At 64.6% G+C, this 15,564-nt stretch carries 15 protein-coding genes; 10 read left to right on the top strand and 5 right to left on the bottom strand.

The window, feature by feature from the left end; all coding sequences use genetic code 11:
• The first annotated feature begins 18 nt into the window (after positions 1 to 18).
• The gene (locus BW971_RS07805) at positions 19 to 657 is read left to right on the top strand and encodes a TetR/AcrR family transcriptional regulator (RefSeq protein WP_076478343.1); all 639 of its coding nucleotides are present in this window, start codon (positions 19 to 21) and stop codon (positions 655 to 657) included.
• A gap of 348 nt (positions 658 to 1,005) precedes the next feature.
• Complete coding sequence (locus BW971_RS07795) at positions 1,006 to 2,235, top strand: MbnB/TglH/ChrH family RiPP precursor modification enzyme (protein ID WP_076478105.1); 1,230 nt, start codon at positions 1,006 to 1,008, stop codon at positions 2,233 to 2,235.
• 48 nt (positions 2,236 to 2,283) lie between these two features.
• Here the strand turns inward: BW971_RS07795 and BW971_RS07790 are convergent, their stop codons facing one another.
• On the bottom strand, positions 2,284 to 3,453 hold the full coding sequence (locus tag BW971_RS07790) for an MFS transporter (RefSeq protein WP_076478103.1): 1,170 nt from the start codon (positions 3,451 to 3,453) through the stop codon (positions 2,284 to 2,286).
• Positions 3,454 to 3,532: 79 nt separating this feature from the next.
• On the opposite strand from BW971_RS07790, the gene BW971_RS07785 reads away from it, so the two are divergent.
• From BW971_RS07785 to BW971_RS07765, 5 genes are all read left to right on the top strand, one after another.
• On the top strand, positions 3,533 to 4,096 hold the full coding sequence (locus tag BW971_RS07785; RefSeq protein ID WP_076478101.1) for a TetR/AcrR family transcriptional regulator: 564 nt from the start codon (positions 3,533 to 3,535) through the stop codon (positions 4,094 to 4,096).
• A gap of 197 nt (positions 4,097 to 4,293) precedes the next feature.
• The gene (locus tag BW971_RS07780) at positions 4,294 to 5,781 is read left to right on the top strand and encodes an APC family permease (RefSeq protein ID WP_076478100.1); all 1,488 of its coding nucleotides are present in this window, start codon (positions 4,294 to 4,296) and stop codon (positions 5,779 to 5,781) included.
• Positions 5,782 to 5,803: 22 nt separating this feature from the next.
• Positions 5,804 to 7,402: an amidohydrolase gene (locus BW971_RS07775; RefSeq protein WP_076478098.1), complete on the top strand. Its 1,599-nt coding sequence runs from the start codon at positions 5,804 to 5,806 to the stop codon at positions 7,400 to 7,402.
• 9 nt (positions 7,403 to 7,411) lie between these two features.
• Entirely contained in the window at positions 7,412 to 8,035 is a 624-nt protein-coding gene (locus tag BW971_RS07770; protein ID WP_076478097.1) for a TetR/AcrR family transcriptional regulator, read from the top strand.
• A gap of 126 nt (positions 8,036 to 8,161) precedes the next feature.
• On the top strand, positions 8,162 to 9,031 hold the full coding sequence (locus tag BW971_RS07765) for an alpha/beta fold hydrolase (RefSeq protein WP_159441836.1): 870 nt from the start codon (positions 8,162 to 8,164) through the stop codon (positions 9,029 to 9,031).
• Positions 9,032 to 9,135: 104 nt separating this feature from the next.
• Here BW971_RS07765 and BW971_RS07760 read toward each other — a convergent pair whose 3' ends face one another.
• Positions 9,136 to 9,744 carry a TetR/AcrR family transcriptional regulator gene (locus BW971_RS07760; protein WP_076478341.1) on the bottom strand — a complete coding sequence of 203 codons (609 nt, stop codon included), beginning with the start codon at positions 9,742 to 9,744 and terminating at the stop codon, positions 9,136 to 9,138.
• A gap of 105 nt (positions 9,745 to 9,849) precedes the next feature.
• Between BW971_RS07760 and BW971_RS07755 the strand changes: the two genes are divergently transcribed.
• Positions 9,850 to 10,884: an aldo/keto reductase gene (locus BW971_RS07755; RefSeq protein WP_076478339.1), complete on the top strand. Its 1,035-nt coding sequence runs from the start codon at positions 9,850 to 9,852 to the stop codon at positions 10,882 to 10,884.
• Between the two features lie 593 nt (positions 10,885 to 11,477).
• Here BW971_RS07755 and BW971_RS07745 read toward each other — a convergent pair.
• Entirely contained in the window at positions 11,478 to 12,119 is a 642-nt protein-coding gene (locus BW971_RS07745) for a TetR/AcrR family transcriptional regulator (protein ID WP_083709488.1), read from the bottom strand.
• Between the two features lie 132 nt (positions 12,120 to 12,251).
• Between BW971_RS07745 and BW971_RS07740 the strand changes: the two genes are divergently transcribed.
• Both BW971_RS07740 and BW971_RS07735 read left to right on the top strand, forming a co-directional pair.
• On the top strand, positions 12,252 to 13,571 hold the full coding sequence (locus tag BW971_RS07740) for an MFS transporter (RefSeq protein WP_143690238.1): 1,320 nt from the start codon (positions 12,252 to 12,254) through the stop codon (positions 13,569 to 13,571).
• A 174-nt stretch (positions 13,572 to 13,745) separates the two neighbouring features.
• A complete protein-coding gene (locus BW971_RS07735) occupies positions 13,746 to 14,189 on the top strand; it encodes an Hsp20/alpha crystallin family protein (RefSeq protein ID WP_076478091.1) in 444 nt (147 codons plus the stop codon).
• Positions 14,190 to 14,258: 69 nt separating this feature from the next.
• On the opposite strand, the gene BW971_RS07730 is transcribed toward BW971_RS07735, so the two are convergent.
• Both BW971_RS07730 and BW971_RS07725 read right to left on the bottom strand, forming a co-directional pair.
• Positions 14,259 to 14,912 carry a TMEM175 family protein gene (locus BW971_RS07730; protein ID WP_076478089.1) on the bottom strand — a complete coding sequence of 218 codons (654 nt, stop codon included), beginning with the start codon at positions 14,910 to 14,912 and terminating at the stop codon, positions 14,259 to 14,261.
• 71 nt (positions 14,913 to 14,983) lie between these two features.
• Positions 14,984 to 15,481, bottom strand: a complete 498-nt coding sequence (locus BW971_RS07725) for an AAA family ATPase (RefSeq protein WP_234974301.1) — start codon at positions 15,479 to 15,481, stop codon at positions 14,984 to 14,986.
• Positions 15,482 to 15,564 lie beyond the last annotated feature (83 nt).

Genomic DNA, 15,564 nt, shown 5'->3' with positions numbered 1-15,564 from the left:
AGCGGTTACGATGTGCGGGTGCCGAATTCTCGGGTGGTCTCGCAAGCGGCGACGCGACGCCTGCTGAAACAGCAGGGTCGCGCCATGCTGCTCGAGCTCGGCTATGCGGACGCCTCGGTGAGTGCCATCGCCGCCGAGGCCGGTTTCACCACGGGCGCGTTCTATTCGAACTTCCCCAGCAAGGGTGCGTTGGCGTTGGAAGTTCTGGATGACCTGCAGAGCGAGGCTGCCGGACGCTTGGAGGCGATCTTCGCGGGTGGGCGGGACGTGTCGACGACCATTCGAGCGACGCGAGCATGGACCGAGGAGGTCCTGGCGTCGGGATGGCCGCGTCTGGAGCTGGAGTTCGCGCTCGCCAACCGCAGAAATCCCGACGTTGTCTCGACCGAGGGGAAGCGCAATCGTGCCGCGGCCGACAGGATCGCCCGACTGCTCGAACAAGTGGTACCCGGCCCACAGCCGTTCACGCCCTACCGGATTGCCGAGGTGATCTTGGACTTGGCCTTCGGTCTGGCCCTGAGGCGCATCATCGATCCCAGCGTCACCACCGATCATGTCTTCGACCTGATCGACGCGATGGTGGCGACAGGTGGCGACTTCAGTTCCGACGCAACTCCACAAGTCCTGGTCCTCGGGTCCGGAGAGTCAGGAGGGTGATCCATGGGATTCATCGCTGTTGCCGTGGTCGTACTCGTCGTCGTCGGGGTGGTGTGGGTCGTGGTTCGTTCATCCGAACGACGGAGACCCACCCAACTTCCTGACTGGGACACCCCCGAAGCGAACCCCGACGGTGCGCCACCCCCGAGGCGACGCACACGATCGACCAATGGCATGGGCTTCTTCGCTGCCGGCGGTTCCGGTGCCGCCGGAACCGACTTCGGGAGTTCGGGGGGCGGTGGCGGTCATCATCACGGCGGAGGAGGTCACCACGGCTGCGGTGGTGGGAGTAGCTGTGGCGGTGGAAGTAGCTGTGGCGGAGGAGGCTGCGGCGGAGGAGGATCCTGAATGGGTGCGGTCGGGTTGGGGTGGCGGCCTGAGCTCGCCGATGTGCTGCTCGACGACGAGCGGATTGCCTTCACCGAAGTGATCGCCGAGAACATCTGCTGCCACCTTCCAGATGACCTTGCCCACCTGCGTGCACTCGACGTCCCCGTTGTCACCCACGGTGTCACGCTGTCGATCGCGTCCCCCGATGCGCTCGACGATCACACCACGGCGGTCCACCTGCGTGACGTCGCGCGCATGCTCGACTCGCCGGTCGTTTCCGAGCACATAGCGTTCACCCGTGCGGGCCGCCGGCCCAACAGTCCCCACGGTGGTCTCCTGCACAGTGGCCACCTCCTCGCTCCCCCGCTCACCAAGCGTTCGGCTCGCGTGGTCGCGGCGAACGCGCGGGTCGTTGCCGACATCGTCGAGCGTCCATTCGTGCTGGAGAACATCGCCTCGACCATGGACTTCGCCGAGTCCACCTGGACGGAGGCCGACTACTTCGACCACCTTGCATCCATCAGCGATGTCGGATTCATTCTCGACGTCTCCAACGTTCTCGCCGCGGCGTCCCTGCACGGCACCGACCCGGCAACGGTCATCGCCCGATATCCCCTGGAACGGGTCGCGTATCTGCACATCGGCGGCGGCGTCTACGGTTCCGACCGGCTCTACCGCGACACTCACACCCATACGGTCCATGCGGACGCCTGGACGCTGTTACGTGTCGCTCTGGGCAATCCGCGATTGCGACATACCAACGTAATGCTCGAATGGGACGGGAATTTCCACCAAGATCGGGTTCTCGACGAGGTCGCCACGCTCTCCGCCACCGTGGGTGACGATGTCGCGGTGTTCCCCGGGCGCGTCGCACCGCTGAACATGCCCGTTCGTGGTCTGCCGCGGCGCGGCATCACCGCATACGCGAACCGGCTCAACACAACCCTTCGTTGCCTGTTACACGGTGACCTCCCGCGCGATTTCGGAACCGTCGGTGCGCGTGCCACCACCGACACCCTGTGGGGAAAACGCTTCTTCGAAGCGGCATGCGCCGATCCGACCATTCGTGAGGTACCCGACGTACGAACGCGCTTCGACGACTACGCCCGTGATCACCCGCACAGGATCTCGGCCGCAGAGGATGCCCGTTGGTTCCGCAGCGGTGCGGACCATGGTGTGCGGCTCACCGGACCGGCTCGACGCGATGATCCAGCGCAGGCGTCGACCGAGGTCGGTGGCCCCGGGTGAGCGGGCCCAGGTCTCGTACCCTGGTCGACCATGCGCGCACGACCAGGGTCAACGCCGTTCTCCAGTGAGTGATTTCGGTCGGACATACTGCGCTGCCGCTATCGCACATGAGGCGAGGGCGGCCGCGGCGGCAACCACGAAGGCCCAATGGAATCCGGAAGATCCTGCAATCGCCCCACCAATGGGTCCCGCAACGAGGATGCCCAGGTCCCACAACGAGGTCATGGACCCCATTGCCGCGCCGGGGTTACCGGCGTTGCTCTGCTGCAACGTCATCGCGCTGGCCGCCGGGTAGACGCTACCGACTCCGATGCCGGTGACGACAACACCGACGAGGTCAAGTGCCGATGTGGACCCTACCGCGATCATCGTGAGACCGGCCGCCTGGATGCCGAGGGTACCGACTGCGATCTTTACCGCACCGCAGCGGTCGACGAGCGGGCTGCCGATGGTTCGGGCAACCAGAAACGATGCGGCATAGATGGACAACGCGATACCGCGGCCGGCCAGGTCAGGGTGCGACATATAGAGAATGAGGAGAGCCGTCAGCGTGCCGTACCCGTATGCCGACAGTCCGAGGCACAGAGCTGGACGGGCCACGCCGGGGGGAATGAGTTCCCTGGGCCGGACAGCGAAGATGCGGCTCCAACGCGTCGGATGCTCAGATCGGTCGATGGTGAGCATCAGGATCACCGAGACAACCGGGAGCCCGATGACGGTTGTCCACACCGCGACATCACCACCCAGCCAATGGGCAACCCCCGCGAGCAACGGACCGATGCTGAGCCCCGACCACATCGACAAGCCGAACCACCCGGACACCCGCCCGCGACGACTGGCCGGGGTGCCGCCGATGACCCACGGCAACGTCGCCGAGAACAACGCTCCTTCCCCGACGCCCATTGTTAGCCGGGCGACGCAGAGCTCCGGGATCGACTGTGCCGCCAGGTGCCCGACCCCCGCCACCACCACGGTGACTGCGCCGACGGTGGCAAGCGTCCGGCTGAACCCCAGATCGCCGGCTCGACCCGCGAAAGGTCGCGTCAAGGCGGTGGCGAGAAATGCCGCGGCGACCACCGTTCCGACCTGGACGGGTCCCGCATCGAAACGCTCGACGAGGTAACCGGGTAGTTGCTGCAGCGTAGCGCCGAGGGCCAGATAGCCGCACAGGATGCTCACCCACAACCGTCGCACCGGCACCTCGCGCGCTTCCCCCACCTGCGGGACAGTACAGATCGGTATCGTTAAAGTACAGAGTGTTACTGTGGGTGTGTAACCAAGGCGATGGAAATGGACCGTGTCACCGACAACCACCTCGACGCGCGACCGGATTCTCGGTGTCGCCGCTGAACTTTTCTACGACAAGGGTGTTCACGCGGTCGGTGTCAACGAAATCGCTGCTACGGCGCATGCCTCAAAGCTGAGCATCTACCGCTACTTCCCGTCCAAGGAGATCCTGGTCGAGAGCATGCTTCAGGCGCACAGCGACCGAATTCACGATTGGCTCCAGCGCGAGACGGCCGACGCACCCGAAGGCGTCGAACGCGTCCTGGCACTGTTCGACGTGTTGATGGGATGGTTTGCCGAACCCGGTTACCGCGGTTGCGCGGTGATCAACACCGTCACCGACACCCGTGCCGATCCGGCCATCGCGGTCATCGCCCGTCGACACCTCGCGCGCTACCGGGCACTGCTGTCGGACATGCTCGAGCAGACCGACGTCTCCGACCCCGCGCAGACCGCACGCCAACTGTTACTGCTCATCGAGGGTGCCAGTGTCGTTGCCTGCATCGATCCGAGTGAGGACGCTGGACTAGACGCACGAGACGTGGCCAGGCGCATGCTGGCGCCCGCCCACTGATCGTCATCACGTCCGGTCCGCGCCAGTGGCGTAGCCCGTGCGGTTTCGCCAGGCCGAGCCCTGGCGTGTGAGACGCTCCGCCAGCATTCCCCTTGACAAACATCCGGCGACCTATGACAGTTACCGAATCATATTCGGTAACGCTTCACCGGCGAGGCACAGCTGAACCCCAGACCGCTTGGCTGGAAGGCAGTCGGATGAGCTCACCTGCAGAACCCACCATCGTCATCCACGACTCGGCACCGCCGCCAGATGTCGCGTTGAAACGCAATGCGCTGGGTGCGCCCGCGATCGCGTTCATGGTGGTTGCGGCCGCGGCGCCGCTCACCGTCATGGCTGGTGTGGCGCCTCTTGCTCTGTCCATCGGTGGTGCGGGCGCGCCGACCGCCTATCTGGGGGCGGGTGTCGCTTTCGCGATCTTCGCGGTGGCGTTCATGACGATGACCAGGGCGACCGGGGGTAAGGGTGCGTTCTATTCCTACATCACTCTCGGGCTGGGCCGATCGGTCCGACTGGGAGCGGGATTCCTCGCGACCACCGCCTACAACACGCTGCAGATCGGCGTCTACGGGCTCATGGCAGTGCAGTTCCAGGACGCACTACACCGGTTGTTCGGCGTCACGGTGCCCTGGTCGGTCCTGGCGTTGCTGTCGATCATCGTCGTCTGGTTCATCGGCCGTCGCGGCATCGATGTCGGTGCGCGGTTCCTCGGTGTGTTGCTCACCCTGGAGACAGGTGTCTTACTGGTCCTAGCGATAGCGGTGTTGGTCGACAGGGGAGCCAGTCGAATCGAGTTCTCGTCGTTCACGCCTTCCGTTGCCACCGCCCCCGGGATGGGTGCCATCCTGGCGTTCGCCTTCGCGGCTTTCATGGGTTTCGAGTCGACCGCGTTGTATCGCTCGGAGGCGCGAGACCCTGACCGCACCATTCCGCGGGCCACGTACTGGGCGGTGAGTTTCATGGCCGTCGCGTACTGCTTCATTGTCTGGTCTGTCGTGCAGGCCTTCGGCGCTGCCCAGATCCAACAACAGGCGACGTCCGATGTCTCCGGATTGTTCTTCAGCGCGATGAGCACCTACGTCGGCACCTGGGCGGCCGATGTAATGTCGGTGCTCATCGTGACCAGTGCCCTTGCCTCGCAGCTCGCGTTCCACAACGCCATCAACCGGTACACGTACTCGTTGGCCAGGGACGGTGTGCTGCCCTCCTTCTTGGATCACACGCACCCGGTACACAAGTCGCCGTCGCGTGCCGGTGATGTACAGACTGTCCTCGCCGTGATTGTCGTCGGAGGTTTCGCGTTGGCGGGTGCCGACCCGTATCGCCAGCTGCTGCTGTTGGTGAATACCCCCGGTGTGGTGGGCATCATCGGTCTCCAGGTGCTGACCTCTGTCGCCGTCGTCGTCTACTTCGTCCGCAAGCGTCGGGTGGGGCGCGAACTTGTTGGAGTGGTCGCCGGCATCGTGGCCACGGTGGTGCTGGGCGGGGCCTTCGTGGTGTTGACCAAGAACATCGTTCTCCTCACAAACGCCGGACCGGCCACCAATACTGTCCTGCTCGGCGTGGTGGGAGTCGTGCTTGTCGCCGGAATGGTCACAGCGCAGTACTTGCGTGTACGCCGCCCGCGGACGTATGCACAGATCGGCGGTCTGTACGACGACCCCGCCGCTGCTGCCGAGCGCTGAACCGACCTAGGAGGATTGAACAATGAGCCGTTCGGCCGACGCGGTCATCACCGCGGCAACGATTCACACGTTGACCAATTCCGATCCGGTCACCGCGGTCGCGGTCACCAACGGGATCATCACCGGGGTCGGCGACCGAGCCTCGCTCATCGACCAGATCGGTAGAACCACACAGGTCCTCGACCTCGGGGTCGGCACCCTCACACCCGGGCTCATCGACGGTCATATTCACCCGGTGATAGGGCTGCACCTCACCGTGGGGGTCGATCTGTCGACGGTTGTCAGCTATGACGACCTCGTCGTTGCCTTGCAATCGGCGACGCTGCACGATGGTTGGCTACGTGGATGGGGTCTGGATCCCAACGTGTTCGGCGACCGGCCGGTCACCTATGCCCCGATCGTCGAGGCGGTGGGTGACGAGGTGCCTGTTTTCATCAATCTCTTCGACGCCCACGCGGCGCTCGTCAGTCCAGCGGGGCTTCGCTTGGCGGGCATATCGGGACCTCGCGACTTCGCCAGCAGTGCTGACATCGTTTGCCGGGATGGTGTTCCCACGGGGCATCTGCTGGAACTCGAGGCGATAGGACTGGTTACCGCGGTTCTGCCCGCCGAGGCGACCGCCGATCGGCGTATTAGATTCCGTGAGCTGCTGACCGCGATGGCGCATTCGGGCATCACGTCTGGTAACGCCATGGACTTCGAGGGTGACAGTGCTGAATTGGTGGTTGCACTGGAAGATGAGGGCGACCTACCCATCCGTCTTCGTTTCGCCCCCTTCTGCATGCCCGGATTCGGCAGCGATGCGCTCGACCACATCGTCGATCTACAAAGGCGCCGGGGTCGCCGGTGGAGGGTTGACGGAGTGAAGTTCCTGATCGACGGGACCATCGACGCGGGAACCGCCTGGCTCGATCACGCCGACACCTACGGGGAATCGACCGCACCATTCTGGCCGGAACCGGATCGCTATCGGTCGGCGGTGCGGCACCTTGCCCGGCGGGGCGTCCCGACCGTGACACATGCCATCGGCGACGCGGGAATCCGCTATGCCCTGGACAGCCTGGTGGACATCGCGCCCGCGACCTCGGGTGCCCGACATCGCATAGAGCACATTGAAACCATGCCTGACGATCTGGTTCCGCGTTTCGCGCAGCAAGGGGTGGTCGCCAGCATGCAGCCGACGCATTGCACTCACTACACTCGCGCCGATCACACCGACAACTGGTCACAGCGGCTGGGCGTCGAACGGGCGCAGCGGGCGTTTCGTACCCGTGACTTGCGCGACGCGGGCGCCACGCTGGCTCTGGGATCCGATTGGCCGGTGGCGCCTTTCAATCCACGGTCGATCATGGCGGATGCGCGGTTGAGGCGCCGCTCGGGCCACGTGGACGAGGAGCCGATTGTGGCCGATCAAGCTCTCACCGCAGCAATGGCGTTGGAGGGTTACACCCTGCATGCTGCACGTGCCGAGGGGGCCAGGAGGGCAGGCCAGATCAAGGTCGGAAATCGTGCCGATTTCACCGGGTTCGCGGTCGACCCCTTGGCCGCGCCACCCGACGAGGTGGCCGATGCGCCCGTCGTACTGACGGTGGTCGACGGGCAGGTGGTGTATCACCGGTAAGGTCGGGCCATGCCACGGCCCACCGTCGCGTTGCTCGATCGCCCGACGATCGCCCGTGCAGCGCTTGAGATGTTAGACACCGACAAAACGTTCACCATGCCCGGACTGGCGAAAAAGCTCGGCGTAGCGGTGTCCTCGCTGTATCACCATGTGAACAGTCGCGAAGAACTGATGGAGCTGCTTCGCACCACGGTGGCTGGTGATCTGAACGCCAAGATCGACTGGAAGTCGTCCTGGGACGACGTGATACGTCAGTGGCTCATCGGCTACCGCGACGCGCTGGGTGCTCATCCCGAACTCATTCGCGAATTGACCACGCACACGATCAGCGCTCCAGCCGTGCTGGAAGCGTACAACGCCCTTGCCGGCGTGCTCTCGGCCGCGGGGTTCGCCGATGCCCGCGTCATTCATGTCATCGCGCTACTGGATATGGTCGCGCTCGGGGGTGCACTCGACGCCGCGGCCCCAGCCGATGTCTGGTCTATCGATGCGTCCGCGGATGACGGCGCGTTGGCTCGGTCAGTCCGGAGTGCACCGCAAGGGCGCCAGCGCGTCGATACCGCTTTCACATTCGCCATCGACACGGTTCTTGCCGGTCTCCGACATGACCTGGACGCGAGTGTGCGGCGCTGAACAACTGGCGGCGATGACCCCTGACAATCGATAGCGCCTTCGCGCTCAGCTCCACTCACATGCCACGACAGTCGATGTGAGTCTGACGACAGGATGACCTGTCAGACTGCGCCGATGATTACACGCTTGCAGATTCCCGCCGATGATGGCCACCTCGTGTCGGTCGAGGTATCCGGTGTCGGTCCGACGGTCTTGATCGTTCCACCCGGTGGTGCCGATGCATCCACATGGCGCAGTACGGCGACCTCGCTGTCGACATGGTTTCGCGTGGCGGTTGTGCAGCGCCGGATTTACGAACCGGAAGCGTTCATCTCACTCCCGCATACCATGGATCGCGAGATGCGCGACGTCATCACGGTGGCCCGACACATGGGTCCCGCTGTGGTCGGCGTTGGCCATTCTTCCGGGGCCGTGGCACTTCTGGTCGCAGCCGAAGCGTGCCCGTCCGTCTTTCGTCAGCTGATCCTTTACGAACCACCTGTGCCGATGGTCACGCCGGTGGGTGGTGACTCGAGCACCATGGCGCGAGACGCGCTCAAGAGGGGCGATGCCTCGGAGGCCCTGCGGATCCACTTGGAACAGATCGTGCAGCTTCCCGCGAGCGTCGTTGCGCACATCATGAACGACCGGCGGTTGAGCGGTGGGATGCTCTCGTACTTACCAGCACAGCTGGCCGATACGGAGTCGATCGATGCCCTGGTCATCGGCCGGCAGAGATTCAGCGCGATGACCATACCCACAGTTCTGCTCGAGGGTGCTCTGAGTCCGTCTCATCTGCGGGTGCGATCGGAATTGCTGTTCCGGCGTTTGCCGGCAGTCAGCCGTCGCGTCATGCAGGGCGAGAGTCACGCTGCGAACCTGAGTTCGCCGGCAGAGCTGGCCGCACTTATCAGAGACGTCGTGTCGACGAGTTCCACGGTGTACGGCCACGAGCATCCCGTAGGAGACCGCGAACCGGCTGACGTCCGGTCACCACCGTCGTGCGGCGGTTCTTGACCTCGACTCACGGCCGGTGTTCGTGGCTCGGCGAACGCGCCGTACCGACAACGGCGACAGGACTCGGCTCGCTTCCGCACCTCGACGTCGACATCACCGCCACGTCAGCGCGGACCCGACGAGAAGACCTCCGCCGCCACCGACGCCATAGTCGAGTTGACCGTTCGCTCGACGTCGCGGTCGGCCAGTGGACATGTGGTGGTGAGGAACTGGTAGTACAGCGGGGCCGACAGATGGCGGATGACCGCTCCACAATCTGTGTCGCGAGGGATATCGCCGCGATTGATCGCCGATGTGACGCACGTGGACCACTCATCGACGCGTCTGTCGTAGAACGTCGCGAGAGCGTGCTTGGTGCCATCGTCGTGTGTGGATGCCGCGATCAGGGCGGAGAAGAGGGGGCCCTGACGTCGATGTCGTAATGTCCGCACCACCAATGCGGCGTTCGCGTGTAGATCCGTTCGCAGATCACCGGTATCGGACGCTGACACGGACTGGGTTGCCATGTCGGTGAGCAGATCCGCGACGAGGGCCTGTGGACTCCCCCATCTCCGGTACACGGTCGTCTTCCCCACCCCCGCCGCCTCGGCAACCTCCGGCAGATCGATTCCCGCGAAACCCCGGTAGATCAACGCGTCTTCGGTTGCCGTCAGGACTGCCGAACGCACCGCCGCGGTACGGCCTCCGGGACGTGACAACGCTTCGCCAACCATGACGGCCATCGTAACCCTCTGATCCCGTTAAGGGAACTGGGGTTCCTATAAGACCAGGTGTCCCGTACGCTCGCTAACGGGACCAAAGTTCTGTTAGGAGAAATGATGGAATATCGCAGGGTAGGACAGTCGGGGTTGGTGGTGTCCGAGCTCGGCTTCGGGGCAGCGACTTTCGGAGGTAGAGGAGACTTCTTCGGCGCCTGGGGAGCCACAGACGTTACCGAGGCTCGGACCATGATCGACATGTGCCTCGATGCCGGGGTGACATTGTTCGACACCGCCGACGTCTACTCCGACGGTGCGTCGGAGGAGGTGCTGGGCGCTGCGCTTCAGGGCCGACGTGAGCGAGTGGTGTTGTCGACCAAGGCCGCACTGCCCACGGGCGACGGTCCTGCCGACTACGGCACGTCGCGCAGCAGGTTGGTGACTGCGGTCGATGCAGCATTGCGGAGGCTGAACACCGACCACATCGACCTGTTTCAGCTGCACGCGTTCGACGCTGCGACACCGGTTGACGAGGTGGTCGACACCCTGGACGAACTCGTCCGCATCGGGAAGATCCGCTACACCGGTGTGTCGAACTTCTCGGGCTGGCAGCTGATGAAGTCCCTGTCTGCCGCCGATCACCGCCTCCGCGTCCGTCACGTCGCACATCAGGTGTACTACTCCCTGGTCGGTCGTGACTACGAGTGGGAGTTGATGCCGCTCGCGCATGACCAGGGCGTGGGAGCGATCGTCTGGAGTCCTTTGGGTTGGGGGCGTCTGACCGGCAGGATTCGCCGTGACACACCGCTGCCCGCGACGTCGCGGTTGCATACGACTGCACACGCCGGGCCACCCGTCGACACGGATCGCCTGTACGCCATCGTCGACGTTCTCGACGAGATCGCCGAGGACACCGGTAGGACGGTGCCGCAGGTTGCGCTCAACTGGGTGGCCGGCCGGCCGACGGTGTCCAGCGTCATCGTGGGCGCCCGGACGCCAGAACAGTTGCGAGACAATCTCGCCGCCACCGGATGGCGCCTCTCCGACGAGCACGTCAGTCGCCTCGACGAGGTGTCCGCCTCCGATGCACCGTATCCGTACTTTCCCTACCGCAGGCAGGAGGGCTTCGCCCGGTTGAACCCTCCGGTGGTGTGAACGCGCGTGGACTGGGCATGACGTGGGAGGTCATCGCGGGAAGGAGCGATCCGCCGTTACGGTGCACGGACAATCCCCCGGCAGGAGGTCGACACCATGTCCGCACCAGTCCACGATCGCCCGTTCCTTCGGTTGGCAATGCGCTGTGATCGGGTGGGATCAGCGTGGTTCGTCGGACTGGGATTGGTCGTCTCCCCCGTTGTCGCTGTTCTGGATGTGCCAACGGGGTGGATGTACGCGGTGTGGGGCGTGATCATCACGGGTGCGGTGTGGTTGGCGGTTCTCGGGGTGATCATGGCTGTCGAGTTGTCTCTGGCACTGCGTTCCGGCGCCACCCTCTCCGACGAATTCTGGAGCTCTGTGCTCCCGTCGCTCGCCCCAGCCGGGCCTGTGTCCGGGAGACAGGTTCCCTCGGGTCACGTCGGGGCAGTTTTCGGTCCGCGCAGATGTGACGTGCGATCGTCCGTGTCATATCTCTCCGAAGACCGCCGCTGGGAACACGACCTCCACCGCATACCCCTCGGCGAACCACCCGACGACCAGCGTGCGGCCTGAGTTGTGCGTCGACTACCCCGTGGTCGCCGCCGGAGCACTCATGCCGCATAGGCGCGGATGAAGGTGGTCACCCCCGCATGTACTGCTTCACGTGCACGCGCGTCGGAGATCTCCCTGGTACCGAGCTCGGTCAGATCGGGGAATTCGGCGTCGATGAGGGCGATGAACTGTTTGGCGGCCAGGACCGGGTCGGGGACGTCCAACACCTTGGCGTTGCCGAGCATGGCCAGGCGACCCGCGAGACCGTCGATGATGGGTTCGGCGACTCGGGAGCGCACCAAGTGCAGAACCTCCGGGTCACGCCGCACCTCGGCGTGCATCTGCTGCTGCAGCGAAGACGCGCACGGGCTGCGCTGGCAGGCAACCAATCGCTCACCGAGCGCGAACAACCCCGATTGCCATTCGCGGCACTGCGGGTCGAGCAGACGGATGGCCTCGAGTGCACCGGCGTTTATGAACTCTGCACTCGCCGCAATCGATTCCCGGAACAGCAGCTCCTTGCTGTGAAAGTGGTTGTACACGGTGGGCTTCGACACCTTCGCGCGCTCGGCGATGACGTCGATCCCGGCCCGCTCATAGCCCGACTCGGCGAACACCTCGGCCGCGGCGTCGAGGATGGCCTGGCGCTTCCCCGCGCGGGATCCGCGCGGGGTTGTCGTCTGCTGTGTCGGGCTGGCCACGTAGACCACTTTACCTGCTGTTCTGAACCGAACCCTTGACTTAACTACACCGGAGAGTTCAATGTTATTTACGTGACGACAACTTCTCAGGAGGCGCCGTCCGGCGCTCTCGGCATTCGTACTGTGCTTCTCGTGGTCGTGGTCTCGGTCGCTGCCATGATGGCGGTGATCGACGGAACCATCGTCACGGCCTCACTGCGTGACATCGGTGCCGACCTGGGCGCTCCCCTGTCGCAGGTCGTGTGGTTGACCGTGGGGTATCTGATCTCTGCGGGGGTCACGATGCCCCTGTCGGGCTGCGTGATCGACCGCCTCGGTCCACGCCGCACCCTGTTCTGGTCGCTGGCCCTGTTCGTATCGGCCTCCATCCTGTGCAGTGTCGCCTGGTCATTGCCGGTGTTGATCCTGTTCCGCGTGTTGCAGGGTTTCGCGGGTGGGTTGCTGGAGCCCACCGCGGTGAACGTGGCCGCCTCGTCCGCACCCGCCGCGCGGATGGGTGCGGTGATGAGTGTGCTCAGCTCCACGATCAACATCGGACCGGTCGTCGGGCCCTTGCTCGGTAGCCTGATCGCCGGAAGCGGGCACTGGCCGTGGATCTTCCTCATCAACGTTCCCCTCGGTGCCATCGCGATCGTCGGCGCAGCCGTGGTGGTCCGTCCGATGGATGGCGCGCAGCCACGCGGTTCTCGGCCCGATCTGATCGGGATGGTGTTGTTGCCGTTGGGTTTTGTGTCGGTTCTGCTGTCGATCGACCGGGTCGGGGTATCCGTCGGAGGTTGGCTGCCGATACTCCTGGGTGTATTCGGAGTGGCCGTGCTCGCCGCATACGGGCGATATTCGCTACGGGGTGGCCACCATGCGGTGCTGGATCTGACTCTGCTGCGACACCGCGGGTTCCGGGCCGCGCTGTTGACGATGGCGGCCGTCGGGTTCGCGATGTACGGCCAGTTGGTCGGCCTGCCGTTGATCGCGGCCGAGGACCACGGGCTGACCGGAATCGCGGCCGGTCTGCCCGTGGCGGCGCTCGGCGTGGGATGCCTGGTCTCGATGACCACTGCCGGTCGGATGTCCGACCGCCTGGGAACGCGACCCATCGTCGTCACCGCTGCCGTTCTCACGGCAGGTGTTGCGGTAGCGATCGCCGTCAGCGCGAGCTGGTTGCCGCTGTCAGGTCTGCTCTCTCTGATGGTCGTGTTCGGGCTGACGTTCGGCGGAGTCGCCGCGCCGACCTTCTCCAGCATCTACCGCACCGTCCCACCCGATCGCGCTCCCTACGCGACGCCCTCGCTGTTCATCACCGTGCAACTCGCGGCGGCCGGTGGCGCGACAGTCGCCGGACTGCTCGTCGACCACCTCGCACCCGATTGGGCGGCCACGTGGCTGTACGGATCGTTCACCGTCCTGCTTCTCGCCGCCGCGGGGGTTGCCCGATGGTTACCCGGTCGGCAGTGACGATCGCGAACTCTCGGTTGTTCAGTGCCACAACATGTCCGCCGCCCAGAATGTACCCGGAAAAAGTTCACCCGAAGGCTGGCACTCGGGCCGGGAGAGTGCTAAAACTGTCTTCGCACAGTGATTGGATGCCCGTCACCGCGGCGGGCCGAGACAGTCAGGAGGTGGGTTGCTGTGCTGCGTTTCGATCCCTTCGGTCAGGTGGATTCTGTGACCCGTGGGTTGCTGGGGGCTCAGCAGACCGGGTCCTCGCGGACTCCCTTGTTCATGCCCATGGATCTGTACAAGGTCGACGACCACTACGTACTGACCGCTGATCTCCCCGGAATCGATCCGGGATCAGTCGACCTCAGCGTCGACAACGGCGTGCTGACTGTCTCGGCACAGCGAACACCCCGTTCCGACGAGGGTGTGCAATGGCTGACCAGCGAGCGGTTCTTCGGAACGTACCGACGTCAGCTGACGCTCGGTGACGGCATCGATGGCTCGGCGATCACCGCCCGGTACGACAACGGCGTGCTGAGCGTGACCATCCCCGTCGCGGAGAAGGCGAAACCGCGGCGCATCACCATCGAACACTCGGAGACCCCGCAGTCCATCGAGGCCACATCCAGCTGATCCCGCACGCCAGGCGTTTTACGGCGCGACATCGACCGACCGGTCAGGGTCGGTCGATGTCGACCGGGATCAACTGGTCGCGGTTCCATCGTGTCGGCTGCGCCACGCCCTCCGGCCTCGCGCCACCCACGCATTGATCAGACCCGCGGTGAACATCAGCAAGATCGGCCACATGCCGGTCGACGGGAACGCCACCGCCACGATGATCGCGATGGCGAGCGTCACATTGGTGCCGATGTCGAGGCCGTGATCGACCCACCACTGGACTTCGGTCCCGGTGTCGAGCAACTCCCGATGGTGCCTGCCCCACCACCCGATCACCGACAGCGTCGAGATCGAGATGAACAGCAACACCATGTACGAGACATTCGACCAGTGGCTGTCCGGGCCGCTGATGAGAGCCGTCGCGAACGGTAGGACCACGATCGTCAGGATCCACAACGCATGCAGGTTGAACAGCACTCCGTCGTAACTCGCGAAGTTCTCCATGATCGCATGGTGGTTGCGCCACAACTCCCAGATGACCGCAAACGAGATGAGGAATCCGACCAGCTCGTTGGAGTGGTCGTGGATGATCACCGTGACGGAATTGCGGTGCAGTTCGTCCACGACGTCCACCAGAGGTAGGACCAGCAGGGTCAGCGCGATGGCGACGACCGCGTCGCAGAACGTGATCAGCCGGCGCAAACCCTCGGTACTTCTGCGTCGTCCGCTCTCTGGCATGAGCAGACCTTATGCCCATGGCACCGGGAGCGGCCGAGGGAGCGGACGTGTGTGTCGAACGACGGTGCACCTCAAGCGGTGCGACGCAGGATGTCGTCGACCACGTCGGCGAGTGACACGGTTGCGTCGACGACGACCGCGGTAGGCGGGAGCACATCGACGTGGTCGTGCAATCGCAGGATGAGGTCGCGTTCGTCGGCCTGACCACCGAAGTCGTCAGGCAACCGCTCGTCAAGCCGCTCGAGCAGGGTGGCGCGATCAATTCGCAGCACGACGACGGCGTCGAAGAAGTCGACAAACGTCGCTCGGTTCCGGGAACCGCCGCAGAAGAAGGTGCTCGGGTGGGTCCGGTCGGTGAGCAGCGTGTGAACCGCGGTCACCTCCCAGAGGTGGTTCTCATGGGTGGCGCGGTGGTTCTCCGACCGTGGCAACGGCTCTCCCGTCTCCGGGTTCCCGTGATACGCCAACTCGCTGTCACCGTTGATCGCGTGGAACCCGCGTCGGCGAAGCTCCGCACACACAGACGTCTTGCCGGTACAGGAGCCACCGTCGATCAGATAGTTCCGCATTCCCACGACTCGACGGTAGCGATGCGGTCAACGGGTATTGACTGCTCTGCACATGCGCCGGTCCAGAGGTTGTCGGGTTCGGC

It is taken from the genome of Williamsia sterculiae, from assembly GCF_900156495.1.
Lineage (GTDB): Bacteria > Actinomycetota > Actinomycetes > Mycobacteriales > Mycobacteriaceae > Williamsia_B > Williamsia_B sterculiae.
The sequence above is the reverse complement of the archived record's forward strand: the minus strand, read 5'-3'. Positions and strand labels throughout refer to the sequence as shown.

Excerpts from the sequence above, each read along its gene's own strand:
- BW971_RS07760 (WP_076478341.1), bottom strand. The coding sequence starts at position 9,744 with ATGGTTGGCGAAGCGTTGTCACGTCCCGGAGGCCGTACCGCGGCGGTG.
- BW971_RS07725 (WP_234974301.1), bottom strand. The coding sequence starts at position 15,481 with ATGCGGAACTATCTGATCGACGGTGGCTCCTGTACCGGCAAGACGTCT.
- BW971_RS07780 (WP_076478100.1), top strand. The coding sequence starts at position 4,294 with ATGAGCTCACCTGCAGAACCCACCATCGTCATCCACGACTCGGCACCG.
- BW971_RS07770 (WP_076478097.1), top strand. The coding sequence starts at position 7,412 with ATGCCACGGCCCACCGTCGCGTTGCTCGATCGCCCGACGATCGCCCGT.
- BW971_RS07730 (WP_076478089.1), bottom strand. The coding sequence starts at position 14,912 with ATGCCAGAGAGCGGACGACGCAGAAGTACCGAGGGTTTGCGCCGGCTG.
- BW971_RS07775 (WP_076478098.1), top strand. The coding sequence starts at position 5,804 with ATGAGCCGTTCGGCCGACGCGGTCATCACCGCGGCAACGATTCACACG.
- BW971_RS07795 (WP_076478105.1), top strand. The coding sequence starts at position 1,006 with ATGGGTGCGGTCGGGTTGGGGTGGCGGCCTGAGCTCGCCGATGTGCTG.
- BW971_RS07755 (WP_076478339.1), top strand. The coding sequence starts at position 9,850 with ATGGAATATCGCAGGGTAGGACAGTCGGGGTTGGTGGTGTCCGAGCTC.